19 protein-coding genes are annotated in these 24,332 nt (G+C 69.8%); 4 read left to right on the top strand and 15 right to left on the bottom strand.

What is annotated here, in order from left to right; genetic code table 11:
- Positions 1-2: 2 nt before the first annotated feature.
- The 5 genes from fdxA to typA all read right to left on the bottom strand — a co-directional run bounded on the left by fdxA (position 3) and on the right by typA (position 5,528).
- Entirely contained in the window at positions 3-320 is a 318-nt protein-coding gene (gene fdxA / locus ITJ68_RS07230; protein WP_071272280.1) for a ferredoxin, read from the bottom strand.
- Between the two features lie 38 nt (positions 321-358).
- Entirely contained in the window at positions 359-1,558 is a 1,200-nt protein-coding gene (locus ITJ68_RS07225; protein ID WP_194660589.1) for a PIG-L family deacetylase, read from the bottom strand.
- Between the two features lie 31 nt (positions 1,559-1,589).
- Positions 1,590-2,135: a hypothetical protein gene (locus ITJ68_RS07220; protein WP_194660588.1), complete on the bottom strand. Its 546-nt coding sequence runs from the start codon at positions 2,133-2,135 to the stop codon at positions 1,590-1,592.
- Positions 2,136-2,293: 158 nt separating this feature from the next.
- Complete coding sequence (locus ITJ68_RS07215) at positions 2,294-3,484, bottom strand: amidohydrolase (protein ID WP_194660587.1); 1,191 nt, start codon at positions 3,482-3,484, stop codon at positions 2,294-2,296.
- A 121-nt stretch (positions 3,485-3,605) separates the two neighbouring features.
- Positions 3,606-5,528: a translational GTPase TypA gene (gene typA / locus ITJ68_RS07210; RefSeq protein ID WP_027464562.1), complete on the bottom strand. Its 1,923-nt coding sequence runs from the start codon at positions 5,526-5,528 to the stop codon at positions 3,606-3,608.
- A gap of 138 nt (positions 5,529-5,666) precedes the next feature.
- Here typA and ITJ68_RS07205 point away from each other — a divergent pair, with 138 nt between their 5' ends.
- Positions 5,667-6,416 (top strand): CPBP family intramembrane glutamic endopeptidase, encoded by a 750-nt coding sequence (locus ITJ68_RS07205; protein WP_194660586.1) that lies wholly within the window; start codon positions 5,667-5,669, stop codon positions 6,414-6,416.
- Between the two features lie 118 nt (positions 6,417-6,534).
- Here ITJ68_RS07205 and ITJ68_RS07200 read toward each other — a convergent pair whose 3' ends face one another.
- The 3 genes from ITJ68_RS07200 to ITJ68_RS07190 are packed head-to-tail and all read right to left on the bottom strand — an operon-like array spanning position 6,535 to position 10,784.
- A complete protein-coding gene (locus ITJ68_RS07200; protein WP_194660585.1) occupies positions 6,535-8,760 on the bottom strand; it encodes an ABC transporter ATP-binding protein in 2,226 nt (741 codons plus the stop codon).
- 28 nt (positions 8,761-8,788) lie between these two features.
- A complete protein-coding gene (locus ITJ68_RS07195) occupies positions 8,789-9,799 on the bottom strand; it encodes an ABC transporter permease (protein WP_194660584.1) in 1,011 nt (336 codons plus the stop codon).
- Between the two features lies 1 nt (position 9,800).
- Positions 9,801-10,784 carry an ABC transporter permease gene (locus tag ITJ68_RS07190; protein ID WP_194660583.1) on the bottom strand — a complete coding sequence of 328 codons (984 nt, stop codon included), beginning with the start codon at positions 10,782-10,784 and terminating at the stop codon, positions 9,801-9,803.
- Between the two features lie 144 nt (positions 10,785-10,928).
- Between ITJ68_RS07190 and ITJ68_RS07185 the strand changes: the two genes are divergently transcribed.
- From ITJ68_RS07185 to ITJ68_RS07175, 3 genes are all read left to right on the top strand, one after another.
- Entirely contained in the window at positions 10,929-12,611 is a 1,683-nt protein-coding gene (locus tag ITJ68_RS07185; RefSeq protein WP_194660582.1) for an ABC transporter family substrate-binding protein, read from the top strand.
- Positions 12,612-12,752: 141 nt separating this feature from the next.
- Complete coding sequence (locus tag ITJ68_RS07180) at positions 12,753-13,232, top strand: peroxiredoxin (RefSeq protein WP_194660581.1); 480 nt, start codon at positions 12,753-12,755, stop codon at positions 13,230-13,232.
- A 63-nt stretch (positions 13,233-13,295) separates the two neighbouring features.
- Positions 13,296-13,844, top strand: coding sequence for a PH domain-containing protein (locus ITJ68_RS07175; protein WP_194660580.1), 549 nt, complete (start codon positions 13,296-13,298; stop codon positions 13,842-13,844).
- Between the two features lie 160 nt (positions 13,845-14,004).
- On the opposite strand, the gene ITJ68_RS07170 is transcribed toward ITJ68_RS07175, so the two are convergent.
- From ITJ68_RS07170 to gcvT, 7 genes are all read right to left on the bottom strand, one after another.
- Complete coding sequence (locus ITJ68_RS07170) at positions 14,005-15,747, bottom strand: dipeptide ABC transporter ATP-binding protein (protein WP_194660579.1); 1,743 nt, start codon at positions 15,745-15,747, stop codon at positions 14,005-14,007.
- Positions 15,744-16,694 carry an ABC transporter permease gene (locus tag ITJ68_RS07165; protein WP_194660578.1) on the bottom strand — a complete coding sequence of 317 codons (951 nt, stop codon included), beginning with the start codon at positions 16,692-16,694 and terminating at the stop codon, positions 15,744-15,746. The genes ITJ68_RS07170 and ITJ68_RS07165 overlap by 4 nt, the downstream gene beginning before the upstream one ends.
- Positions 16,684-17,613: an ABC transporter permease gene (locus ITJ68_RS07160; protein WP_194660577.1), complete on the bottom strand. Its 930-nt coding sequence runs from the start codon at positions 17,611-17,613 to the stop codon at positions 16,684-16,686. The genes ITJ68_RS07165 and ITJ68_RS07160 overlap by 11 nt, the downstream gene beginning before the upstream one ends.
- Before the next feature lie 245 nt (positions 17,614-17,858).
- Entirely contained in the window at positions 17,859-19,514 is a 1,656-nt protein-coding gene (locus tag ITJ68_RS07155) for a peptide ABC transporter substrate-binding protein (RefSeq protein ID WP_194660576.1), read from the bottom strand.
- Between the two features lie 393 nt (positions 19,515-19,907).
- A complete protein-coding gene (gene gcvP, locus ITJ68_RS07150) occupies positions 19,908-22,835 on the bottom strand; it encodes an aminomethyl-transferring glycine dehydrogenase (RefSeq protein ID WP_194660575.1) in 2,928 nt (975 codons plus the stop codon).
- The gene (gene gcvH, locus ITJ68_RS07145) at positions 22,832-23,209 is read right to left on the bottom strand and encodes a glycine cleavage system protein GcvH (protein ID WP_071272241.1); all 378 of its coding nucleotides are present in this window, start codon (positions 23,207-23,209) and stop codon (positions 22,832-22,834) included. The genes gcvP and gcvH overlap by 4 nt, the downstream gene beginning before the upstream one ends.
- Positions 23,210-23,213: 4 nt before the next feature.
- Positions 23,214-24,332 (bottom strand): glycine cleavage system aminomethyltransferase GcvT, encoded by a 1,119-nt coding sequence (gene gcvT, locus ITJ68_RS07140; protein ID WP_194660828.1) that lies wholly within the window; start codon positions 24,330-24,332, stop codon positions 23,214-23,216.

Below are 24,332 nucleotides of genomic sequence, written 5' to 3'. Positions count from 1 at the left end.
GATCAGCCGCGAGCGGGCTCGGCCATGATGACCGCGTGGTCCTGGTGGATCACGCCGACCTTGGCGGCGCCACCGGGCGAACCGATCTCCTCGAAGAACTCGACGTTGGCCTTGTAGTAGTCGGCCCACTGGTCGGGGAGGTCGTCCTCGTAGTAGATGGCCTCGACCGGGCAGACGGGCTCACACGCACCGCAGTCGACGCATTCGTCGGGGTGGATGTAGAGCGACCGGTCGCCTTCGTAGATGCAGTCGACGGGGCATTCGTCGATGCACGCACGGTCCTTGACGTCGACACAGGGCTGGGCGATCACGTAGGTCACGGTCGGGGTGCTCCCTTCGGAAACGAGCGGGTCCGAGTCTACCCGCGAGGTGCGGACGAGCCTGACCGTCCGGCCGCGGCACGTGCAGCGGACAGGTCCGGCCACGCCAGCGCCAGCATCGCGACGACCGCGGGCCCGAACGTCCACACGTACCCGGCGGTGTTCGCGAGCACGAGCGGCGAGCTCTGCCCGCCGACGGACACGAGCACCTGCGTGGCGACGATGACGCCGATGCCGATCGCGGCCACCATCGCCCGCGAGCGGTACAGCAGCCGCACGCCGACGGTCAGGCCGACGACGATCAACGTGGTCAGCACGAGGCCGATCGGGAACGTGCCGATCGTCTGCTGGTGCGTCACGGTGCCGAGGCCACCGGCCAGCAGCCCGAGCACCAGGGCGACCACGACCGCGGTCGCCTTGCCCGCCGGCGTCATCTCGGCGTACGTCTCCGGTGCGGGCGCCGAGGGCGGTGCGTCATGGCGGAAGGCCTCGACCGCGGGCGCGTGCTGGCGGACACCGTGCGGCATCACCCAGGACAGCGCCGTCGGGTCGGCCGGGTCGGCGGGGTCGACGGTGACCTGCGACCGGTACTGCTCGATCGCCGCGCGCACCTTGGCCCGGACGGGCTGCACGTCGACGGTGACGTCCTGCTCGCCGGACGCCGGGTCGACGATCATCGAGAAGGGGACGTCCTCGGCACGGGCGGCGTACCGGGCCGCGTTGTGCACGCGCACGTGGTCGGGGTGCCCGTAGCCGCCGTCGTCCGCGTAGCTCACGACGGCGTCGGCCATCGTCGACCGGATGGCGGCGCGGACGTCGTCCACGACCTCGCCGAGGTCGGCCGCGGTGAGCGAGTCGGCGGGGGCGTCGTCGGCGGCGACGGCACGGCCGTCCGGGCCCCACTGCATGCCGGAGTCGGTGTAGCGACGCTCCGGCAGGTCGGTCGGACGGGCGCCCGCTCCCCCGAGCCAGAGGTGCGCCGGGCCGCCGAGTGCGGCCAGCGCGGCGGCGATCTCCCGCTCGCGGTGCACGGCCACCCGCGGTCCGTTCCCGGCGAGGGGCGCGAGTGACGGCGTCAGCATCTCGCCGCGCTCGCCCCGGGTCGCGGTGAGGACGGTCACCTCGGCGCCGAGCTCGAGCAGCGTGGCGATGGTGCCGCCGGACGCCAGGGTCTCGTCGTCGGGGTGGGCGTGCACGAAGAGGACGCGCTCGGGGCGGGTCGCGGGGGCGTTCGACATCAGTGCAAGGGTACGGGACGGCCCCGTGCGGCTAGCGCGGTGTGACGATGTAGGTGGCCGTCGCGCCGCGGTCGGACTTGGAGAACGTCAGCACCAGGCGGTGGTCGTCGCTCCGGAAGATCCCGAAGGCACTCGAGCTGTCCGCGCGCTTGGCGGACTCGGTGAACCCGGCGTCCGTCAGCTGCTGCGCGGCGGTGCCGAAGTCGTCGACGCTCGGGGTCTCGACCTGCACGACCCAGCCGGACCCGTTCGGGCCGGTGCCGCCGCCCAGCACCGTGCCGTCCACGAGCGGCACGGCCGACGCCGGGAAGCCGTCCGGCACCTGGCCGTCGGAGGTCACGTTCGCCCCCTTGAGCGCGGTGTCGAGGGCCCCGTCGATGCCGCCGGCGACGTTCGCCATGCCCTGCTCGATCGCGGACCCGTCGATGTTCCGCACGCCGTCGCTGACGTCGGAGGCGACCGAGGACCCGAGGTCGGTGGCCTGCTTCACCGAGTCCGCCGAGCAGCCCGTCAGGCCGGCCAGGGCGATGCCGGCCGCCACGGCGGCCACGATGGGGGTCGTCATCCGGTTGCGCATGCGCTGACCGTAATCGAAGACCCTGGGCCCACGCCGCCGGTTCCTGAGCGACGCGCCAGCGGCGTTCAGGCCGTGCCGGTGGGGAGGCTCGGCCTGAGTTGCCTGGGAGTGTCACGTCACTGCCGGGGCCGGCCAGGGCCTCCAGTGCGGTGCAAGCGTCAGCGCACGTTGGCGCGCGCGGCCGCGACCAGCGCGTCGACGCCCACCGGGATGGCGGTCTCCGCCTGCGGCGCGTAGAACGGCGAGTGGTTGCTCGGGATGTCCTCGCCCCGTGCGAACAGCTCGGGGTCGGTGATGCCGGTGAACCAGTACACGAGCGGCACGCCGGCGGCGGTGGCGAGCTGGCCGACGTCCTCGGACGCCATCGCGAGCCCGGACTCCAGGTCGAGGGCCCTCGGCACGACGGCACCGACGGCCTCGAGCACGCGGGCGGCCTGGTCGGCGTCGTTGACGAGCACGTCCGCACCGGGCGCCCGCTCGATGGTGGGGGCGGCGAGGCCGCCGGCCTCGCTCTCGGCGCGGACGATGCGCTCGATGGAGGCGACGATCCGCGCACGGGTGTCCTCGTTGCGGGCACGGGTGGAGATCTCGATGACGGCCGTGTCCGGGATGATGTTCGGTCGGGTGCCGGCGTGGAAGCTGCCGACGGTGACGACGCCCGCGTCGTTCGGGCCGACCTCGCGCGAGACGACGGTCTGCAGGCGGACGACCGCCGACGCCGCCGTGACGATCGGGTCGAGGGAGGCCTGCGGGGCGGACCCGTGCGCACCACGGCCGTTGAACGTCACGGTGAAGCGGTCGCTCGACGCCATCACCGCGCCGGAGCCGACCGCGACCGTGCCGACCGGGATCGGCGCGGAGTGCTGTCCGAGGACCACGTCGGGCGTCGGGAAGCGCTCGACCAGGCCGTCCTCGAGCATCGCGCGGGCACCGGAGATGACCTCTTCCGCCGGCTGGAACACGGCCACGACCGTGCCGGCCCACTCTCCGCGCGTGGCGACGAGCCGCTCGAGCGCGCCGAGCAGCCACGTGACGTGGATGTCGTGGCCGCAGGCGTGCATCGTCGGGACCTCGGCGCCGGTCTCGTCGACACCGCGGTGGGTGCTGGCGTACGGCAGACCGGTGCGTTCCTCGACCGGCAGGCCGTCCATGTCCGCGCGGAGCCAGACGACCGGACCCTCGCCGTTCGCCAGGACCCCGACGACGCCCGTCCCGCCGACGCCCGTGGTGACGTCGAGGCCGAGGTCCTCGAGGTGGCTGGCGACGATGCCGGCGGTGCGGTGCTCCTGGAAGCCGAGCTCCGGGTGGGCGTGCAGGTCCTGGTACAGCGAGAGGAGGTCGAGAGTCACCCGTCCACCGTATCGCCCGACACCGACGCCGAGACGGACACCGACGCCGACGGCCCGGCCACCTCGACGAGGTGACCGGGCCGTCGGACGGAGGCGGGGCCTCCTGGATGGTGCTGTCCGGCTACGCGTCCTGGCGCTTGAGACGCGCGTAGGAGCGCTGGCGAGCCGACGCGTCGAGCTCGACCTTGCGGATGCGCACGGCGGCGGGGGTGACCTCGACGCACTCGTCCTCACGGGCGAACTCGAGGCACTCCTCCAACGAGAGCTGACGCGACGGCGTCATCGACTCGAACGTGTCGGCGTTGGCCGACCGCATGTTGGTGAGCTTCTTCTCCTTGGTGATGTTCACGTCCATGTCGTCGGCGCGCGAGTTCTCGCCGATGACCATGCCCTCGTAGACCTCTTCGGTCGGGTTGACGAAGAACGACATCCGCTCCTGGAGGTTCGTGATGGCGAACGGCGTCACCACACCGGAGCGGTCGGAGACGATCGAGCCGTTGATGCGGGTCTGGATCGCGCCGGCCCACTCGTCGTAGCCGTGGAAGATCGCGTTGGCGATGCCGGTGCCGCGGGTCTCCGTGAGGAACGACGTGCGGAAGCCGATCAGGCCGCGCGACGGGACGATGAACTCCATGCGAACCCAGCCGGTGCCGTGGTTCGTCATGTTCTCCATGCGGCCCTTGCGAGCGGCCATGAGCTGCGTGATCGCGCCGAGGTACTCCTCCGGCGTGTCGATCGTCATGTGCTCGTACGGCTCCTGCAGCTTGCCGTTCTCGTCACGCTTCGTGACGACCTGCGGCTTGCCGACGGTGAGCTCGAAGCCCTCGCGACGCATCTGCTCGACCAGGATGGCGAGTGCGAGCTCACCACGACCCTGGACCTCCCACGCGTCGGGGCGGCCGATGTCGAGGACCTTGAGCGAGACGTTGCCGACGAGCTCGCGGTCGAGGCGCTCCTTGACCATGCGGGCGGTCAGCTTGTGGCCCTTGACCTTGCCGACGAGCGGGCTGGTGTTCGTGCCGATCGTCATCGAGATCGCCGGGTCGTCGACCGTGATGGTCGGCAGCGGGCGGACGTCCTCGGGGTCGGTCAGGGTCTCGCCGATGGTGATCGTGTCGAAGCCGGCGACGGCGACGATGTCACCGGGGCCAGCGGACTCGGCGGGGTAGCGGTCGAGCGCCTTCGTGATGAGGAGCTCGGTGATGCGGGCGTTGACGACGGTGCCGTCGTGCTTGACCCACGCGACCGTCTGGCCCTTCTTCATGGTGCCGTGGAAGATGCGCAGGAGCGCCAGGCGACCGAGGAACGGGGAGGCGTCGAGGTTCGTGACGTGCGCCTGCAGCGGGTGCTCGTCGTCGTACTTCGGGGCCGGGACGTGCTGGAGGATCGCTTCGAACAGCGGCTCGAGGTCGTCGTTGTCGGGCAGCTCGCCGTCGTTCGGCTTGTTGCGCGACGCGGCGCCGTTGCGACCCGAGGCGTAGACCACCGGGACGTCGAGGATCGCGTCGAGGTCGAGGTCGTCGACCTCGTCCGACAGGTCGGAGGCGAGGCCGAGGAGCAGGTCCTGGGACTCGGAGACGACCTCGTCGATGCGGGAGTCGGGCCGGTCCGTCTTGTTGACGAGCAGGATCACCGGGAGCTTCGCGGCGAGCGCCTTGCGCAGCACGAAGCGGGTCTGGGGCAGGGGACCTTCGGAGGCGTCGACGAGCAGCACGACACCGTCGACCATGGAGAGGCCGCGCTCGACCTCACCACCGAAGTCGGCGTGGCCGGGCGTGTCGATCACGTTGATGGTGATGGGGCCGTCCGCGCCGAACTCGGTCGCGTGCTTGCCGTTGTAGAGCACCGACGTGTTCTTCGCGAGGATCGTGATGCCCTTCTCGCGCTCGAGGTCGTTCGAGTCCATCATGCGGTCTTCGCCCTCGAAGTGGGCGTCGAACGAGTTGGTCTGCGTGAGCATCGCGTCGACGAGGGTGGTCTTGCCGTGGTCGACGTGTGCCACGATGGCGACGTTGCGCAGGTCGGACCGGGTGGCGAGCGCCATACAGGACATCCTTCAATTTCTGGGAGAGTGTCGGGCCAGCTGGTGATCAACCCCGTTGGTCGATCGGCACCGCACCCGTGGGCAGAACGCCCGACACGCCAGTCTACCGGTAGTTCGCAACCGACAGGAGTACCGCAGATGAGCCGACGGCGAACGTGGATCGAGATCACGATCGTCCTGATGCTCTCGCTGGGCGGGAGCGCGCTGTACTCGGTGCTCCAGATCATCGACGACCTGTCGCAGACGACGCCGCTCGGGCAGCAGTCCACGGCGCTGAACTCGTCGACGACCACCGTGCAGTACGTCGACCTGGCGCGGCAGCTCGTCGGGATCGCGGTGGACCTGGCCCCGGTCGCACTGGTCTGCTACCTGCTCTGGAGTGCCCGGCGTCCGCACCTGTCCCGACTCGGCATCGACCGCTTCCGCGTGAAGCCCGACCTCGGCGGCCCGGTGCTCATCTCGCTGTGCATCGGGATCCCGGGGCTCGCGCTCTACTTCACCGGCCGGGCGCTCGGGTTCACGGTGGACGTCGACCCGGCGGCGCTCGGCTCGTACTGGTGGACGGTCCCCGTCCTGCTGCTCTCGGCCGTCCGGTCCGGGCTGCAGGAGGAGGTCATCGTGATCGGGTACCTGTACGCCCGCCTCGGGGAGATCGGCTGGGGGCGCTGGCAGGTCATCCTGGCGACGGCCGTGCTCCGCGGGAGCTACCACCTGTACCAGGGCTTCGGCGCGTTCGTCGGGAACGCCGTCATGGGAATCGTGTTCGGCTGGATCTACACGAAGTGGGGCCGGTTGATGCCGCTCATCGTCACGCACTGCCTGCTCGACGCTGCGGTGTTCGTCGGGTACCCGTGGGTGGCACACGCGTTCCCCGCGCTCTTCTCCTGACCCGCTGTCCGGAAGCGACGGGCGGTCCTCGCGCGCGCTCGTCCGGGTGGTCACGGGACCACGGACGGACGGGAGGCGGTGCACACGTCGTGCGCACTGCCTCCTGTCCGGTCCGTGGCTACGCCGCGATGGACGCGACCTTCTCCGGGTAGTGGCAGGCCGCCCGGTGGTCGACGTCCTCGCCGCGGCGGGGCGCCTTCTCCGGCGCCTCCTCCTCGCAGCGGCGGCGTTCCGCCTCCGGGAGGATCGCGTAGAGCGGGCAGCGCGAGCGGAACCGGCAGCCGGTGGGACGCTCGGTCGGGCTGGGCGGATCGCCGGGCAGCAGGATCGTCGTGCGCGACCGCTCGACGACCGGGTCCGGCACCGGCACGGCTGACATCAGCGCCGCCGTGTACGGGTGCATCGGGCGTTCGAAGACCTCGTCGACGGCGCCCTCCTCGACCGTGCGGCCGAGGTACATCACGCTGACGCGGTCGGCGACGTGCCGGATGACCGACAGGTCGTGCGAGACGAACAGGTACGAGAGCCCGAGGCGCGCCTTGAGCTCGGCGAGCAGGTTGAGCACGCCGGCCTGGATCGACACGTCGAGCGCCGAGACGGGCTCGTCGAGCACGACGAGGTCCGGTTCCACTGCGAGGGCACGTGCGATGGAGATGCGCTGCCGCTGCCCGCCGGAGAACTCGTGCGGGTAGCGATCGGCCTCGGCGGCCTGCAGTCCGACGAGCCCGAGCAGTTCCGGCACCCGCTCGTCGATCCGTGACGTCGGGGCGCCGATCGCACGGAGCGGTTCCGCGACGACGTCGTAGACGGACATGCGCGGGTCGAGGCTGGCGGACGGGTCCTGGAACACCATCGAGATCCGCTGCCGGAGCGCCCGCGTGCCCGCAGCTCCACGGGCCGTGGCGTCGGCGAGGGACTCGCCGAACAGCTCGACGGTGCCGGCCTCGGGACGCTCGAGGTCCATCAGCTGGTGCAGGGTGGTCGACTTGCCCGAACCGGACTCCCCCACGAGCCCGAGGGTCTCGCCGCGGCGGATGTCGAGGTCGACGCCGTCCACGGCGTAGACGTCGCCGACCTTCCGACGGAAGACCGCGCCCTTGACGAGCGGGAACGTCTTCGTGAGGCCCTCGACGTGCACGACCGGTTCACGCTCGGTGCGGGACGCGTCGACCGTGGCGGCGTGCTCCGGGATGACGGGCAGGGTGAAGATCCGGCCGGCGTCTGCGTGGGCTGCGGCGACCTCGGCCGTGCGGTGGCAGGCGGCGGTGTGTCCGGCGGCGTGCGAGTGCGACGCGCCGGCGCCAGCGGTGCCGGCGGGTGCCGTCCCGGTGTCGATGCCGGCGGCCGCGTCGACGGCGGCGACGCCGATGCCGACCGGCGGGGCGAGGACCGGTTCACTCGACCGGCAGACCTCGCTGACCAGCGGGCACCGCGCCGCGAACGGGCAGGCGTCGGGCAGCCCGATGAGCGACGGCGGCGAGCCGGGGATCGGGACGAGCGGTGAGCGGTCGCGGGCATCGAGCCGCGGGAGCGCCCCGATGAGCCCGATCGTGTACGGCATGCGCGGACGGGCGAACAGTTCCTCGGCGGTGGCCGTCTCGACGATCCGACCGGCGTACATGACGGCGATCCGGTCGGCGATGCCCGCGATGACCCCGAGGTCGTGGCTGACGAACACCAGCGCGGCACCGGTCTCGCGCTGAGCGGTCCTGAGCACCTCGATGATCTGCGCCTGGATCGTGACGTCGAGCGCCGTGGTGGGCTCGTCGGCCAGGATCACGTCGGGGTCGTTCGCCATCGCCATCGCGATCATCGCGCGCTGACGCATGCCGCCGGAGAACTCGTGCGGGAAGGCGTCGACGCGACGGGCGGGCTCGGGGATGCCGACCAGTCCGAGGAGCTCGATCGCGCGAGCGCGGGCATCTGCCTTCGAGGCACCGCGGTGCAGTCGGACGGTCTCCGCGATCTGGTCGCCGATCGTGTACACCGGCGTGAAGGCGGACAGGGGGTCCTGGAAGACCATCGCCACCTTGTCGCCACGCAGTCGGCTCATCTGCTTGTCCGAGCGGCCGAGGAGCTCCTCGCCGTCGAGCTCGACCGAGCCGGTGACCTTCGTGGTGTCGGGCAGCAGTCCGAGGACGGCCATGCTCGTCACCGACTTGCCGGACCCGGACTCGCCGACGATGCCCAGGACCTCACCGCGGCGGAGTTCGAGGTCGACACCGCGGACCGCGTGCACGGTCCCGCGTGGCGTCGGGAAGCGGACGTGCAGGTCGCGTACCCGCAGGATCGGCTCGGCGGTGGTGGTCGACGTCGTGGCCGACCCGTTCGTGATGGTGCTCATGCTGCTTCCCCGGTCGTCCGTCCAGCGGTCATGCGCCGGAACCGGCCTGTGTGTTCAACGCGGCCACGTCCACGGCCGCCTGGTTCTGGTCACGACGGCGGTTGCGCTTCTCGCGCTTGCCGGTCGTCGAGGTCGGGTCGAGCGCGTCGCGGAGACCGTCGCCGATCAGGTTCGCCGCGATCGCGAAGATGACCAGCGCGCCGGCTGCGAAGTAGAACAGCCACGGGCTGGTCAGCGCGCTGTCCTGGTTCTGCGCGATCAGGGTGCCGAGCGACACGTCGGGTGCCTGGACGCCGAAGCCGAAGTAGCTCAGCGTCGTCTCACCGAGCACCGCCGTCGCGACCTGGATCGTGCCGTCGATGATCAGGAAGGACGCCACGTTCGGCAGGATGTGCCGGAAGATGATCCGGAAGGGCCCGATCCCCATGTAGCGGGCGGCCCGGACGAACTCACGCTCCTTGACCGACAGGGTCATCGCGCGGACCACGCGGGCCGTGATCATCCAGCCGAAGACCGTGATGAGGACCACGAGGACGATCCACCCGGCGTTCTGGATCCGGGGGCTGATGATCGCGATGATGAGGAACGACGGCAGCACGAGCAGCATGTCGACGAAGAACATCACGAGGCGGTCGACCCAGCCGCCGAAGTAGCCGGCGGCCGCACCCGTGATCGCCGCGATCGCGGTCGAGAACACGGCGACGAGCAGCCCGATCAGCAGGCTCTTCTGCATGCCGCGAGCGGTCTGCGCGAAGACGTCCTGGCCGATGCCGTTCGTGCCGAACCAGTGCGCGGCGCTCGGCGGTCGGGTGAACGACGTGTAGTCGATCTGCGAGTACTGCCACGGGCTCACCAGCGGGCCGATGAAGGCGAATGCGAAGAGCAGGAGCACGACGACCACGCCGATGCCGGCGCCGCGGTTCATGAAGAGCCGCCGCGTGGTCTGCAGGAAGCGGTTGCCCTGTCGTGTCGGTCGGGCAGGCGTGTCACTCCGCGCGACGAGCGTCGGGTCGACGGGTTCGATCCGGGTGTCGGTCATGTCATGCCCTCCTGACGCGCGGGTCCAGCGCGGCGGTGGCGACGTCGGCGAGGAACCCGGCGATCAGCACCACCACCGCGGCGAACAGCGTGTACGCCGTCACGACGTTCACGTCGTTGTTGTTCACCGCGTCGATGAACCACGAGCCGAGCCCGTTCCACGCGAAGATCTTCTCGGTCAGGGTCGCTCCGGTCAGGATGCCGAGGAACCCGTAGGCGAAGAGCGTCGTCATCGGGATCAGTGCGGTTCGCAGGCCGTGCTTGAAGGTGGCACGACCCCGCGTGAGCCCCTTCGCCCGGGCTGTCCGGAGGAAGTCCGAGCCGAGGACGTCGAGCATCGTCGCTCGCTGGTACCGGCTGTAGATGGCGATGAGCCCGACGGCGATCGAGATGGTCGGCAGCAGCAGGTGCGCGCCGCGGTCCACCAGCAGCGTCCAGGCCGATCCGTCGAGCCCGGGCGTCGCCTCCCCCGTGAAGTTGATGAGCTGACTGCCGGCGTCCTGGTTCAGCTTCGTCGCGCCGATCTTCAGGAACACGGCGGTCAGGAACACGGGGGTGGAGAACAGCACGATCGAGATCGCCGCGCTCACCCGGTCCGAGATCTTGTACTGCCGGATCGCGTTCCACACGCCGACGAGCACGCCGAGCACGATCCCCGCCACCGACCCGACGAGCAGCAGCCGGAGGCTCACCCCCAGACGCGGGAAGAACTGTTCGTTCACCGAGCGGTCCTGGATCGTCTGGCCGAGGTCGCCGTGCGCGACGCCGTCGAGCCAGTGCGTGTAGCGGATCACCACCGGGGTCTTGTCGTTGACACCGATGTCGTCGAGCTTGGCGTCGATCACCTGTGCCGACGGCGCGGGGTTCCGCTGCGCGTAGACGGAGCGGGGGCTGAACGTCGCTGACGCGAGGAAGTAGGTCAGCGAGGTCGCGAGGAACACGAGCACGACGTAGTACACGAATCGACGCGCCAGGAAGCGGATCATGGAGGCCACCATAGGGCCTCGTTTGTTTCCGGCACATGTCATGTCCCAGCCCGCCGCGTAACGAAAGTACGTCGGATACCGGAAATGCCCACCACCCCCGCTGGAGGGCCTTAGGCTCAACGACAACTTCCAGAGGGGAACCACATGAAGCACAGGAAAGTCCTCGCGGTGACGGCGGCCCTCGCCGGAATCGCGCTCGCCGTCACCGGTTGCTCGGGCGGATCGGGTGGGTCCGGCGGGTCCGCGTCCAGCGACTCCGGCAAGAAGACGCTGCCGACCTCGGCCCAGATCAACGCGAAGCCCGCGTCGGACCTCGAAGACGGCGGCACCCTCCGTCTGCCGATCTCGCAGTGGATCTCGCAGTGGAACTACAACCAGGTCGACGGTCCACTGGTGGACGCGAACACCATCGAGCAGGCGACGATGCCGTACATCTACACGATCGACGGCAAGGGCGCTCCGACGCTCAACACCGACTACGTGTCGAAGGCCGAGGTCACCAGCGACGACCCGCTCACGATCGCGTACACGATCAACGACGCAGCCAAGTGGAGCGACGGCTCGGAGATCACCTGGCGGGACTTCGAGAACGAGTGGAAGACCACCAACGGCACGGACAAGTCCTACCTGATCGCCGGCTCGACCGGCTACGAGGACATCGACTCCGTGACCAAGGGCGCGACCGACAAGGACGTCGTGGTCAAGTTCGGCACCCCGTTCTCGGACTGGAAGTCGCTCTTCAGCCCGCTGTACCCGGCCAGCCAGACCAGCACCCCTGACCAGTTCAACAACGGCTACAAGGGGAAGGTCCCGGTCTCGTCCGGGCCGTACGAGATCACCGACCTCAACGAGACCGCCGGCACCGTCACGATGAAGCCTGACGACAACTGGTGGGGCGAGAAGCCGAAGCTCGACCAGGTGATCTTCCGGTCCCTGGACGGCAACGCCGACGTGGACGCGTACCTCAACAAGGAGATCGACTCCGTCCTCACGACGACGTCGGAGCGCTTCGACCGGGTGAAGAACGCGAAGAACACGAAGATCCTCGCCTCGACGTCCGCGCAGTACACCCACGTCGACTTCTCGACGAACGGCCTGCTCAAGGACAAGCAGCTCCGGCTGGCGATCCAGCACGCCGTGAACCGGGACGCCCTGGCCCAGGTCATCGGCGGCACCCTGCCCTACAAGCTGGGCACGCTCGACAACCACCTGTTCCTGTCCACCGACAAGGGCTACAAGTCGAACACCAAGCCGAACGGCGACTTCGACGTCGAGAAGGCGAAGAAGCTGCTGGACGACGACGGGTGGAAGACGGACGGCACCTACCGCACCAAGGGCGGCAAGCAGCTCGCGATCGCCATCACGATCCCGTCCGGCGCCCCGGTCTCGCAGCAGCTGGCGCAGGTCATGCAGCAGCAGCTGAAGGAGATCGGCGTGAAGCTCACGCTGAAGTCGGTCGCCACCGACGACTTCTTCGAGCAGTACGTCACCCCCGGCAACTACGACATGACGATCTTCGTCTGGGGCGGCACCGGGTTCCACTCCAGCGCGGCGACGATCTACACCTCGGGTGCCACCGGCCAGAACTACGGCCGTGTCAGCTCGAGTGCGATCGACACGCTGACGAAGCAGGCGCTGTCCGAGCCCGACTCCGACAAGGCCAACGTCATCTGGAACAAGATCGACAAGCAGGTCTGGTCGATCGGGCACTCGATGCCGATCACCGCGAAGCCCGCGCTGGTCGCACAGAACCCGAAGCTCGCCAACTACGGCGCGTTCGCGGGTGCGCAGAACATCGACTGGACGAAGGTCGGCTTCACCAAGTAGCCACCGACGGACGGACAGGGAGGGGCCGGGCGCACTGCGTCCGGCCCCTCTCGTCGTCCCGGTCGATCCGGTGTGCGCCCTCGCAGGACTTCCACAGTGCGGCTGATGCCCCGTCGTGGACCCGGACCGTACTGTTGCACGATGGCCATCCCCGAGACCGGTTCCGCGGCACCGGGCTTCACCCTGCCCGGCATGATCGTCCTCGACGGCGTCCGCACCGACGGCGAGTACACGCTCGCGGCCGAGGTCGGCCGTCCCGTCGTCCTCGCCTTCTACCCGGGTGACGCCACCCCCATCTGCACCGCGCAGCTCTGCTCGTACCAGCAGGAGCTCGACGACTTCCGCGACCTCGGCGCCGTCGTCTGGGGCATCAGCCCCCAGGGGCTCGACTCGCACGAGGACTTCGCTCGCGACTCGTCGCTCACCTTCCCCCTACTCTCCGACGTCAGCGGTGACGTCATCCGGGCGTACGGCGTCCGCGCCCCCGGTCTGGGCCTCCGCCGCTCGGTGTTCGTGATCGGTCCGGACGGCCTGGTGCGCTGGCGCCACGTCGGCCTGGTCGGCGTCCGGTTCCCGCGTGCCGAGGTCATCCGCGAGCAGATCGAGCAGCTCGTCGTGTGACGCGCTGACCGGCGGGCCTCCCCGATGGGGGACCACGCGCCCCCGGTCTCCTACGCTTGACACATGCCCACCCGGATCGTCGCGACGAACATGCGCCGCCTCGCCGTCGTCCTCTGGGTCGTCGCCGTCGCCCTCGTCGTCATCGGACTGGCCGCCAACGGCCTCCGCGCCGCCTGGCTGGTGCCGGTGCCGTCCCTGTTCACCTCCTGGTTCGCCTGGGTCGTGCTCTGGCGACCACGCATCGAGCTCACCGAGGACGAACTCGTCGTCGTCGACGTCCGTCGCACCACCCGCTTCGCGTGGCGACGGGTCCAGGACGTCCGGTCGAAGTACGGGCTCGAGATCGTCACCGACCAGGGCGAACAGCGCGTCTGGATCGCACCGCGCCCGACGGCACGGCTCGCGATCGGACAGCCAGGAGGCCCGGTGCCCGTCAGCGTCGCCGCTGCGGCCGACGAGATCCGTGCGCGCGTGCCGGCTCCGGTCGAGCACGTGGGTGCTCCCCCGGCGACGGTGACGGCCGCCCCGATCGTGCACCGGGTGCACGGCTGGGCGATCGTCGCGCTCATCGTGCTCGGCATCGCCGGCAGCATGGCCGGCGCGCGCCTCTGACCCTGGTCTGACTGCCAGCGCCGCGGGACCGAGCCGGGGAGTCCGGTCCGGTCCCGGTCTGCGCGACGTGGGGCGGGCCTCCCGTCCGGGTCCCCAGGACGACGGAACGCGCCGTCCCGGAGCCGGGGCGGCGCGTTCCGTGTGGTGCGGGAGGTGCGAGTCAGCGACCGAACTCGAACCCGGCGCCGGGGATGGCCGCCAGGAGGTCCTGCGTGTACTGCTCGCGCGGGTTGGCGAAGACCTCGTCGGTCGTCGCCGTCTCCACGATCCGTCCCTGGCGCATGACGCAGACGTTGTCCGCGACGAGGCGGACGACGGCGAGGTCGTGCGTGATGAACAGGTAGGTCAGACCGAGTTCCGACTGCAGCTCGGTGAGCAGGTCGAGGATCTGGCCCTGCACGAGCACGTCGAGCGCCGAGACCGCCTCGTCGAGGACGATGACCTCGGGCTTCAGCGCCAGCGCACGCGCGACGGCGATGCGCTGCCGCTGTCCGCCGGAGAGCTCGTTCGGGTAGCGATTCACCATGGACGCCGGCAGGGCGACCTGGTCGAGGAGTTCGCGGACGCGGGCACGGCGCGAGGCCTTGTCCCCGATGCTGTGCGTGACGAGCGGTTCCGCGATGGTGTTCCCGACGTTGTACATCGGGTCGAGGGAGCCGTACGGGTCCTGGAACACCGGCTGGACGCGGCGGCGGAAGTCGAAGAGCTCCTTGCCCTTCAGCGCCCCGATGTCGATGCCGTCGAACTGCACCGTGCCGCTCGTGATGCCCTCGAGCTGCAGGACGAGCTTGGCGACGGTCGACTTGCCCGAGCCGGACTCGCCGACGAGCGCCGTGGTGGTGCCCTTCGGGATCGAGAACGACACGTCGTCGACGGCCTTGAGCTCGCGCGAGGCGAGGTTCTTGCCGCGCAGCTTGTAGACCTTCTCGAGGTTCTTCACCACGATGAGGTCCCGCGTCGGCTGGTGCTCGCGCTGCTGGGCGCGGGCGATCAGCTCGGCGTCGTCGCTGCCGGCGTCGGCGATGTCGACCCGCTGGTGCTGCACCTTCGACTGGATGCGGCGGCTTGCGAGCGAGGGCGCCGCGGCGACGAGGCGCTGCGTGTACGGGTGCTGCGGGTTGCCGAGGATCTCCTTCGACGGCCCCGCTTCGACGACCTGGCCCTTGTACATCACGACGAGCTTCTCGGCGCGCTCGGCGGCGAGGCCGAGGTCGTGCGTGATGAAGAGCACGCTCGTGCCGAAGTCGCGCGTCAGGGTCTCGAGGTGGTCGAGGATCACGCGCTGCACGGTGACGTCGAGTGCGCTGGTCGGCTCGTCGGCGATGAGCAGCTGCGGACGGCTCGACAGGCCGATGCCGATGAGCACGCGCTGGCGCATGCCGCCGGAGAACTCGTGCGGGTACTGCTTCAGGCGGGTCGCGGCGTCACCGAGGCCGGCCTCCTGCAGCACCTCGATCGCACGCTCGCGGACGGCCTTCTTGCCGGAGGCCATGCCGTTCGCACGGATCGCCTCCTCGACCTGGAACCCGATGGTCCATAGCGGGTTGAGGTTGGACATCGGGTCCTGCGGGACGTAGCCGATCTCCTTGCCGCGGATCTCGGACATCTCCTTGTCGGAGAGGCCGACGAGCTCGCGACCGTTGAACTTGATCGACCCGCCGGTCACCTGCCCGGCGCCGGGCAGCAGCTTGATGATCGCCTGCGCGCTGGTGGACTTGCCGGAGCCGGACTCCCCCACGATCGCGAGGCGTTCGCCCTGCTCGAGGGTGAGGTCGACGCCGCGGACGGCCTGCACGAAGCCGCCCTGGGTCTTGAAGCCGATCTCCAGGCCGGAGATCTCGAGGAGCGGGGCGCCGTCGCCGCGGGTACGGCGGGCGGCCGGCTCGGTCAGCGTCTCGCTCATCGGCGGGCCCTCGCCTTCGGGTCGAGTGCGTCGCGGACCACGTCTCCGAGGAGCAGGAACGCGAGCACGGTGATGGACAGGGCTGCCGACGGCCAGAAGATGGTCGCCGGGTTGGTGCGGATCGACGACTGCGCGGTGCCGATGTCGAGGCCCCAGCTGAGGGACGACGGCGGCAGGCCGATGCCGAGGAACGACAGGGTGGCCTCGGCGACGATGAACGTGCCGAGCGAGACCGTCGCGACGACGATGACCGGGGCGAGGGAGTTCGGGACCACGTGGCGCACGAGCACCTTCATCCGGCTGACACCGAGTGCCTCGGACGCCGTCACGTAGTCGGCCTGCTTGGCGCTGAGGACCGCGCCGCGCATGATGCGGGCGATCTGCGGCCAGGCGAAGGCCGCGAGCACCAGCGACACCGTGATGGGGTTGCGGGCCGGGATGACGGACATGATCACGATGGCGCCGAGGACGGTCGGGATCGAGAAGAAGATGTCACCGATGCGGGACACGATCGTGTCGAGCCAGCCGCCGAAGAACCCGGCGAGGGCACCGATCACGACGCCGACGGCGGTCACCAGCACGGTGGCCACGATGCCGACGATGAGCGAGTTCCTGGCACCCCAGATCACGCGGGCGTACGTGTCGTAGCCCTGGCGCGTGAACCCGAGGAGGTGTCCGGCGCGCGGCCCCTCGTCGCTGTTGTTGAGGTTCGAGGCCCGCGGGTCGACGTGCGTGAACAGCCCGGGGAAGACCGCCACGACGATGATCAGGACGATCAGCACCGAGGAGATCCAGAAGGTCGGGCGGCTGCGCATGGACTCCCAGGCGTCGGTCCACAGGGACCGGGCCTTCTCGTCCTCGTTGACGTTGTCGATCGCCTGGAGCGGCGTCTCCTCGAGCGGGGCGACGAAGTGCGTCGCGGAGCGCGATTCCGTGTTACTTGGCATAGCGGATCCTCGGGTCCAGGACGGCGTAGAGCAGGTCGACCAGGAGGTTGGCGAGCATGAAGATGATGACCATCACGGCGACGAAGGACACCACGGTGGGGCCCTGGCCGAGCTTGACGGCCTGGTAGACCGTGCCGCCGACACCGTGGATGTTGAAGATGCCCTCGGTCACGATCGCGCCGACCATCAGGTTGCCGATGTCGATGCCGAGGTACGTCACCACGGGGATGAGCGAGTTGCGGAAGATGTGCACCCCGATCACCCGACGACGCGGCAGGCCCTTGGCCGTCGCGGTGCGGACGAAGTCGGCGCTCATGTTCTCGGCGACGCTGGCGCGGGTCAGCCGCACGATGTACGCGAACGACACCGACGCGAGCACGAGTGCCGGCAGCACGAGCTCCGACCAGGGAGCTTCGCCGGACACCGTCACGCGGAACAGGGCGAGCTTGATGCCGAAGACGTACTGCAGCACGAAGCCGACGACGAAGGTCGGCACCGAGATGAGCAGCAGCGACACGACGAGCGCGGTGGCGTCGAACCACTTGCCCTTCTTGAGCCCGGCGATGACACCGACGACGATGCCGGCGACGGCCTCGAAGACGAGGGCCAGGATCGCGAGTCGCGCGGTGATCGGGAACGCCTGCGCGAGCTGCTGGCTGACGGGCAGACCCGAGTAGGTCAGACCGAGGTCGCCGCGGAACACACCGCCGATCCAGAGCAGGTACTGCACGATGAACGGCTTGTCGAGGTTGTACTGCTGACGCAGCTGCTCGATCACCTGCGGAGAGGGCTGGCGGTCCCCGAACAGCGCGGCGATCGGGTCGCCGGGCAGGGAGAACACCATGAAGTAGATGAGGAACGTCGCCCCGAAGAACACGGGGATCAGTTGGAGGAGGCGCTTGCCGAGGTACCAGAGCATCAGATCCCTGCCTGGTTCCGAGCGGTCGTGATCAGGTTCATGTCGTGGAGGGGTGGACGGTCCGAGGGTCGGCACGGGTGTCCGGTGCGGGCGGCGGCGCCCGCGTGGTGGGGGAAGGTGTTGCCGCCGTGGTACGGGGGCTCGGGGACCATGGTCCCCGAACCCCCGTCCGGTGGTCGCGAGGCAGGATATACCTGCCCGCGGTGGGTCGTCAGCGAAGACCCTGGGTCACGTGGTGACCGGTGTTACTTCTTCTTGACCTCGATGTCGTAGTACTGCGGCACCGAGTCCCAGCCGAACTTGACGTTCGACACGTTGTCGGCGGACCAGACACCGGTCACGTTGGAGTACCAGAGCGGGATCTCGGGCAGGTCCTTGAGGAGGAGCTCCTGGGCCTGGTCGAAGATCTTGTTGCCGGCCTCGACGTTCTCGGCGGACTGACCCTGCTTGAGCAGCGAGTTGTACTCGGCCGAGTCGTAGCGCGAGTAGTTGTTCGACGAACCGTCACCCATGGTCGGGCCGAGGAAGTTGTACAGCGACGGGTAGTCGGCCTGCCAACCGGTGCGGCTTCCGCCCTTGAGCTTGTCGTTCGTCTGCAGGTCCAGGGCTTCCTGGAACGTCGGGATCGCGTTGCCCTCGGCCTTGATGCCCAGCGTGTTCGAGATGCTGTTCGTGACCGCGGTCACCCATGCCTCGTGGCCACCGTCAGCGTTGTACGTGATGGTGAGGGTGTCGTTGTACGGCGAGATGGCGTTGGCCTTGGCCCACAGCTTCTTCGCCTCCGACTTGTTGTACTGCAGGACGTCGGAGCCCTTGAGGTCGCCGGTCCAGCCGTCGATCACCGGGGAGGTGAAGTCCTTGGCCGGGGTGCGGGTGCCGTCGAAGATCTTGTTCGTGATCTGCTTGCGGTTGATCGACAGCGAGATCGCCTCGCGGCGGAGCTGGCCCTCTTCACCCTTCCAGTGGTCGAGGTAGTAGGGCAGGTAGATCGCCTGGAAGATGGCGGCCGGCTGGTTGACGTTCGAGTCGGGGAAGTCCGACTTGTAGGTCTGGAAGGCGCTGTCCGGCACGGCGTCGAGGACGTCGAGGTTGCCGCCCTGGGCGTCGGAGTACGCGGTGTCCTGCGAGGTGTAGAACGTGATCGTCAGACCACCGTTCTTCGGCTTGCGCTTGCCCTCGTAGTCCTTGTTCGTGACGAGCTTGATGTTCTGGTTGTGGGTCCAGGCCGTCTTGCTCGCGAGCTTGTACGGACCGTTGCCGATCGGGTTCTCACCGAACGCCTTGGTGTCGTCGTAGAAGACCGACGGCAGCGGCACGAAGGCCGAGTAGCCGAGCGAGAGCGGGAAGTCCGACTGCGCCGCCTTGAGCGTCACGGTGAACTCGTCGTCGCTCTTGACCTTGAGGCCCGTGAGCTCGGCGTCCTTGTCCGCGTCGAAGCCCTCGATGTTCTCGAAGAAGTAGCTCGCGCCCTGGGCGTTCGACTTCTGCGCCGCCCAGTTCCACGCCTTCGTGAAGGACTCGGCGGTGATCTTCTCGCCGTTCGTGAACGTCCAGCCCGTGTTGAGCTTGATGTCGAACGTCTTCGAGTCGTCGGTGGTGATGCTCTTCGCGACCTCGTTCACCGGCTTGCCGTCGGCGTCGTAGGAGCGGAGACCCTCGAAGATCGAGTTGATGATCTTGCCGCCACCGGTCTCGGTGGAGTTCGAGGGGATGAGCGGGTTCTGGGGCTCGCTGCCGTTCGTGGTGACGATGCCGGACGAGTCCGAGGACCCGCCACCGTTGCCGGAGCCGGAGCCGGAGCCCGAGCCACTGCCGCCACCGTTGCTGGAGCAGCCGGCCAGGGCGATTGCTGTGGCCCCGAGCACGGCGAGGGCTGCGAGCCCAGCGCGCTTCTTGATCAAGAGTTCCTCCTGGTGCATGGGACGCGCCGGGCACAGAGGTGTCACCAGGCACGTTTGACCTCTGCACTGTAGGCAGAGCGCTGAGGACCCACCAAATGCTGGAACGAACGGTTACACGCTGGTAACCAACTTGCATGATCGTTGCGGTGGGGTGCAACATCCGCGCGTTTCAGGGTGCAACATGCGGGTTCGTTGCGTCTTCATCGTTCGCAGTGCATGTCCAGGGTGGACAGCCGGGGGTGGGGGTGCCGGACACACGACGACGGCCCGGAGCCGTGGGGCTCCGGGCCGTCGTGGTCGTGCGGGCGGACAGCCCGCAGGCGTGCGGGCCTGCGGGCGTGCGTGCAGGCCTACGGGCGTGCGGGCGCCCAGCGAGCAGGCGTCAGCGCTGGATCATGCGAAGGCCTCGATCGGCGGGCAGGCGCACACCAGGTTGCGGTCCCCGTACGCCTGGTCGATGCGGCGCACCGGCGGCCAGTACTTCCGGTCGGTCATGCCCGGCAGCGGGTACACGGCCTGCTCCCGCGTGTAGGCGTGCTCCCACTCCCCCGAGATCACCGAGGAGGCGGTGTGCGGCGCCCCGACGAGCGGGTTGTCGTCCGCGGGCCACTCGCCCCGCTGGACGGCGTCGGCCTCGGCACGGATCGCGAGCATGGCGTCGACGAAGCGGTCGAGCTCCGCCAGGTCCTCGCTCTCCGTCGGCTCGACCATGAGCGTGCCCGCGACGGGGAACGACATGGTCGGGGCGTGGAAGCCGTAGTCGACCAGGCGCTTGGCGACGTCGTCGACCGTGATGCCCGTGGCGTCGCGGAGGGGCCGGAGGTCGAGGATGCACTCGTGCGCGACCAGGCCGGACTCCCCCGTGTAGAGCACCGGGAAGGCGTCACGGAGTCGCGCGGCGATGTAGTTCGCCCCGAGGACCGCCACCTCGGTCGCCCGGGTGAGGCCCTCGACGCCCATCATGCGGACGTACGACCACGTGATCGGCAGGATGCTCGGGCTGCCGTACGGCGCTGCCGACACGGGCCCGCCGGCGTGCGCCAGCCGGTCGTCGGACGACGCCGCGGTGGCACCGGTGCGGCGGTCCTCCTGTTGGGCCATCGGGTGGCCGGGCAGGAACGCCGCCAGGTGCGCCTTCGCCGCGACGGGGCCCACGCCGGGCCCGCCGCCGCCGTGCGGGATGCAGAAGGTCTTGTGCAGGTTCAGGTGCGAGACGTCGCCACCGAAGTCGCCGAACCGGGCGTGCCCGAGCAGCGCGTTGAGGTTCGCGCCGTCGACGTAGACCTGGCCGCCGGCGTCGTGCACGGCGTCGCAGATGTCGCGGATGTCGTGCTCGTAGACGCCGTGGGTCGACGGGTACGTGATCATCAGCGCCGCGAGGGTGTCGGCGTGCTCGGCCGTCTTCGCGCGGAGGTCGTCGAGGTCGACGTTGCCGTTCTCGTCGCACGCGACGACGACGACCCGCATGCCGGCGAGGACCGCCGACGCCGCGTTCGTGCCGTGCGCGCTGGACGGGATCAGGCAGACCGTGCGGGACTGGTCGCCGCGGGACTGGTGGTACCCGCGGATCGCGAGCAGGCCGGCGAGCTCGCCCTGGCTGCCCGCGTTCGGCTGCATCGAGACGGCGTCGTACCCGGTGACCTCGGCCAGCCAGGTCTCGAGGTCGCCGATCATGCCGAGGTAGCCCTCGACGTCGGAGCGCGGCGCGAACGGGTGGACGTTCGCGAACTCCGGCCACGTGACGGCCGCCATCTCGGTGGCGGCGTTGAGCTTCATCGTGCAGCTGCCGAGCGGGATCATGCCGCGGTCGAGCGCGTAGTCCTTGTCGGCGAGGTGCTTGAGGTAGCGCATCATCCGGGTCTCGCTGCGGTACGAGCTGAACACCGGGTGCGTCAGGTACTCGCTCTCGCGAGCGAGGGCGGACGGGAGGCTCGTGGCTGCGTCCCGCACGGCCGTCTCGACGGCGCGCTGGTCCGGCCCGGCACCGCCGGCCAGGACGTCGGCGAGCACGCGGACGTCGTCGGCGGTGGTGGTCTCGTCGGCCGACACGGAGACAGTGTCCTCGTCCACCTGGTGCAGCAGGTACCCGCGCTCGGCGGCGGCTGCCACGATGTCCTGCGCGCCACCGGCACGACGGAGCGTGACGGTGTCGAAGAAGGCGTCGTGCAGGACCTCGACCCCCGCGGTGCGGGCGGCGTCGGCGAGCGCCGTGGCCGTCCGGGCGACGCGGTTCGCGATGAAGCGGAGGCCCTCTGGCCCGTGGTAGACCGCGTACATCGACGCCATCACGGCGAGCAGCACCTGTGCGGTGCAGATGTTCGACGTCGCCTTCTCGCGGCGGATGTGCTGCTCGCGGGTCTGCAGGCTGAGGCGGTAGGCCATGCTGCCGGCGGCGTCGAACGACACCCCGACGAGCCGGCCGGGGAGCTGGCGTTCCAGGCCAGCGCGGACGGCGAGGTACCCGGCGTGCGGCCCGCCGAACCCGAGCGGGACGCCGAAGCGCTGGGACGTGCCGACGGCGACGTCCGCGCCGAGGTCGCCCGGGCTCTTCAGCAGGGTCATCGCGAGCAGGTCGGCGGCGACGACGGCGATGCCCCCGCCGGCGTGCACGCGCTCGATGGCGGCACTCGGGTCGATGACACGGCCGGAGGCGCCCGGGTACTGCAGGACGATGCCGAAGGCCCCGTCGACCTCGGCGTCGGTCAGCTCGCGGGTCGGGTCGACGACGCGGAGGGTGATGCCGACGGCGTCCGACCGGTTCTCGAGCAGTGCCATGGTCTGCGGGAGGACGTCCTGGTCGACCAGGAACGCGTCGCCCTTGACCTTCGAGGCCCGGCGGGCGAGGAGCATGCCCTCGACCACGGCGGTGCCTTCGTCGAGCATCGACGCCCCGGCGGTGGCCATCCCCGTGAGGTCGGCGACCATCGTCTGGAAGTTGATGAGGGCCTCCAGGCGGCCCTGCGAGATCTCCGGCTGGTACGGCGTGTAGGCCGTGTACCAGCTCGGGTTCTCGAGCACGTTGCGCTGGATCACCGCGGGCGTGTGGGTGCCGTGGTAGCCGAGGCCGATCATCGGTCGGCGGACGGTGTTCTGCGACGCGATGGCGCGGAGCTCGGCGAGCGCCTCGGTCTCGCCGACCGCGGCCGGGATCGAGGACGAGGCGACGGGCTCGGCGTGGATGGACGCCGGGATCGCGGCACGGACGAGGGCGTCGAGCGACGGCTGGCCGACGGTCTCGAGCATGACGCGCTGGTCGGCCGTGGTGGTGCCGATGTGGCGGTCGGCGAACGTGGTCTGCAGGTTCTGGTCGTCGGTCGTCATGCGATGGACGCCCGGTAGGTGTCGTGGTCCATCAGGTCCTCGGGGAAGGAGGTGCCCTCGACCTTGAGCTTCACGAGCCAGCCGGCGCCGAAGGGGTCCTGGTTGACGGTGTCGGGGGCGGCGACGACGGCCTCGTTGACCTCGACGACCTCGCCCTCGATCGGCGCGAAGAGCTCGCCGACGCTCTTGGTGGACTCGATCTCCCCGATCTGGTGCCCGGCGGTCGCGGTGGTGCCGACGGCGGGCAGCTCGACGAAGACGACGTCACCGAGCTGCTCGGCGGCGTGGTCCGTGATGCCGACGGTGACGACGTCGCCCTCGACGAGGAGCCACTCGTGGTCCTTGGTGTACTGCAGTGCGGTCTGGTCGGTCATGGCCTCAGCCTTTCGATGCGCGGCGGTAGAAGGGGAACGCGGAGACCGATGCGGGGATGGCCGTGCCGCGGACGTCGATGTGGAGGACGTGTCCCTCGGCGAGGGCGGACGGCGCGACGAACGCCATCGCGACCGGGTGGCCGAGCGTCGGGGAGAGTGCGCCGGAGGTGACGGTGCCGACGACGACCCCGTCGTGCAGGACGGGGTAGCCGGCGCGAGCGGCGCGGCGGCCCTCCATCACCAGGCCGACGAGCACCGGTGCGTCGGGGTCCGGCTGCACGCCGGACGCCCCGACGAAGTCGCCGTCCGTGGCCACGACACGACCGAGGCCGGCCTGGGCGGGACGGGTGTCGACCGAGAGCTCGTGGCCGTAGAGGGGCATCCCGGCCTCGAGCCGCAGGGTGTCCCGGGCGGCGAGTCCGGCGGGCACGACCCCGCGGGACGCCCCCGCCTCGAGCAGGGCGTCCCAGATCGCCGGTGCGACCTCGGGGTCGCTGTAGATCTCGAAGCCGTCCTCGCCGGTGTACCCGGTGCGGGCGATGAGCACCTCGGCGTCGTCGAACGTCGCGTGCAGGACCCGGTAGTAGCGGAGCTCGTCGAGCGGGGTCTCGGGCTGCAGGCGGTCCTCGACGACGAGGGCGTCGAGCGTGCCGGCCGCGGCGGGGCCCTGGATCGCGACGAGTGCCGTCGTGTCGGAGTCGTCGGTGACCACGACGTCGAAGCCGGCGGAGCGGTCCTGCAGGGCCTCGACGGCGACGTCGCGGTTGGCGGCGTTCGCGACCACGAGGTAGGAGTCCTCCTCCACCCGGTACACGACCAGGTCGTCGAGGATCCCGCCGTGCTCGGCGAGCAGGAGCGAGTACTTCGCACGGCCGACGGTCATCGCCCCGAAGGCACCGGCGAGCGCGTGGTCGAGGAAGGCGACCGAGCCGGGTCCGGAGACGCCGATCTCGGCCATGTGCGACAGGTCGAACACGCCGGCTGCCTGGCGCACGGCGTGGTGCTCGGCGAGGTCGGACGAGTAGCGCACGGGCATGCGGTACCCGGCGAAGTCGGTGAACGAGGCACCGGCGGCGACGTGTGCCGCGTCGAGCGGGGACGAGCGCAGGTCGGACGGGGACAT

Source organism: Curtobacterium sp. VKM Ac-1395 (assembly GCF_015350975.1).
Lineage (GTDB): Bacteria > Actinomycetota > Actinomycetes > Actinomycetales > Microbacteriaceae > Curtobacterium.
This window is presented reverse-complemented; position numbering and strand designations above follow the sequence as displayed.

Bases quoted from the DNA above. Each gene is read 5' to 3' on its own strand.
- ITJ68_RS07170 (WP_194660579.1), bottom strand. From the start codon at position 15,747: ATGAGCGAGACGCTGACCGAGCCGGCCGCCCGCCGTACCCGCGGCGAC.
- ITJ68_RS07200 (WP_194660585.1), bottom strand. From the start codon at position 8,760: ATGAGCACCATCACGAACGGGTCGGCCACGACGTCGACCACCACCGCC.
- ITJ68_RS07225 (WP_194660589.1), bottom strand. From the start codon at position 1,558: ATGTCGAACGCCCCCGCGACCCGCCCCGAGCGCGTCCTCTTCGTGCAC.
- typA (WP_027464562.1), bottom strand. From the start codon at position 5,528: ATGGCGCTCGCCACCCGGTCCGACCTGCGCAACGTCGCCATCGTGGCA.
- ITJ68_RS07205 (WP_194660586.1), top strand. From the start codon at position 5,667: ATGAGCCGACGGCGAACGTGGATCGAGATCACGATCGTCCTGATGCTC.
- ITJ68_RS07160 (WP_194660577.1), bottom strand. From the start codon at position 17,613: ATGCTCTGGTACCTCGGCAAGCGCCTCCTCCAACTGATCCCCGTGTTC.
- gcvH (WP_071272241.1), bottom strand. From the start codon at position 23,209: ATGACCGACCAGACCGCACTGCAGTACACCAAGGACCACGAGTGGCTC.
- gcvT (WP_194660828.1), bottom strand. From the start codon at position 24,332: ATGTCCCCGTCCGACCTGCGCTCGTCCCCGCTCGACGCGGCACACGTC.
- ITJ68_RS07175 (WP_194660580.1), top strand. From the start codon at position 13,296: ATGCCCACCCGGATCGTCGCGACGAACATGCGCCGCCTCGCCGTCGTC.
- ITJ68_RS07180 (WP_194660581.1), top strand. From the start codon at position 12,753: ATGGCCATCCCCGAGACCGGTTCCGCGGCACCGGGCTTCACCCTGCCC.
- ITJ68_RS07165 (WP_194660578.1), bottom strand. From the start codon at position 16,694: ATGCCAAGTAACACGGAATCGCGCTCCGCGACGCACTTCGTCGCCCCG.
- ITJ68_RS07220 (WP_194660588.1), bottom strand. From the start codon at position 2,135: ATGCGCAACCGGATGACGACCCCCATCGTGGCCGCCGTGGCGGCCGGC.
- gcvP (WP_194660575.1), bottom strand. From the start codon at position 22,835: ATGACGACCGACGACCAGAACCTGCAGACCACGTTCGCCGACCGCCAC.
- ITJ68_RS07190 (WP_194660583.1), bottom strand. From the start codon at position 10,784: ATGATCCGCTTCCTGGCGCGTCGATTCGTGTACTACGTCGTGCTCGTG.
- ITJ68_RS07195 (WP_194660584.1), bottom strand. From the start codon at position 9,799: ATGACCGACACCCGGATCGAACCCGTCGACCCGACGCTCGTCGCGCGG.
- ITJ68_RS07185 (WP_194660582.1), top strand. From the start codon at position 10,929: ATGAAGCACAGGAAAGTCCTCGCGGTGACGGCGGCCCTCGCCGGAATC.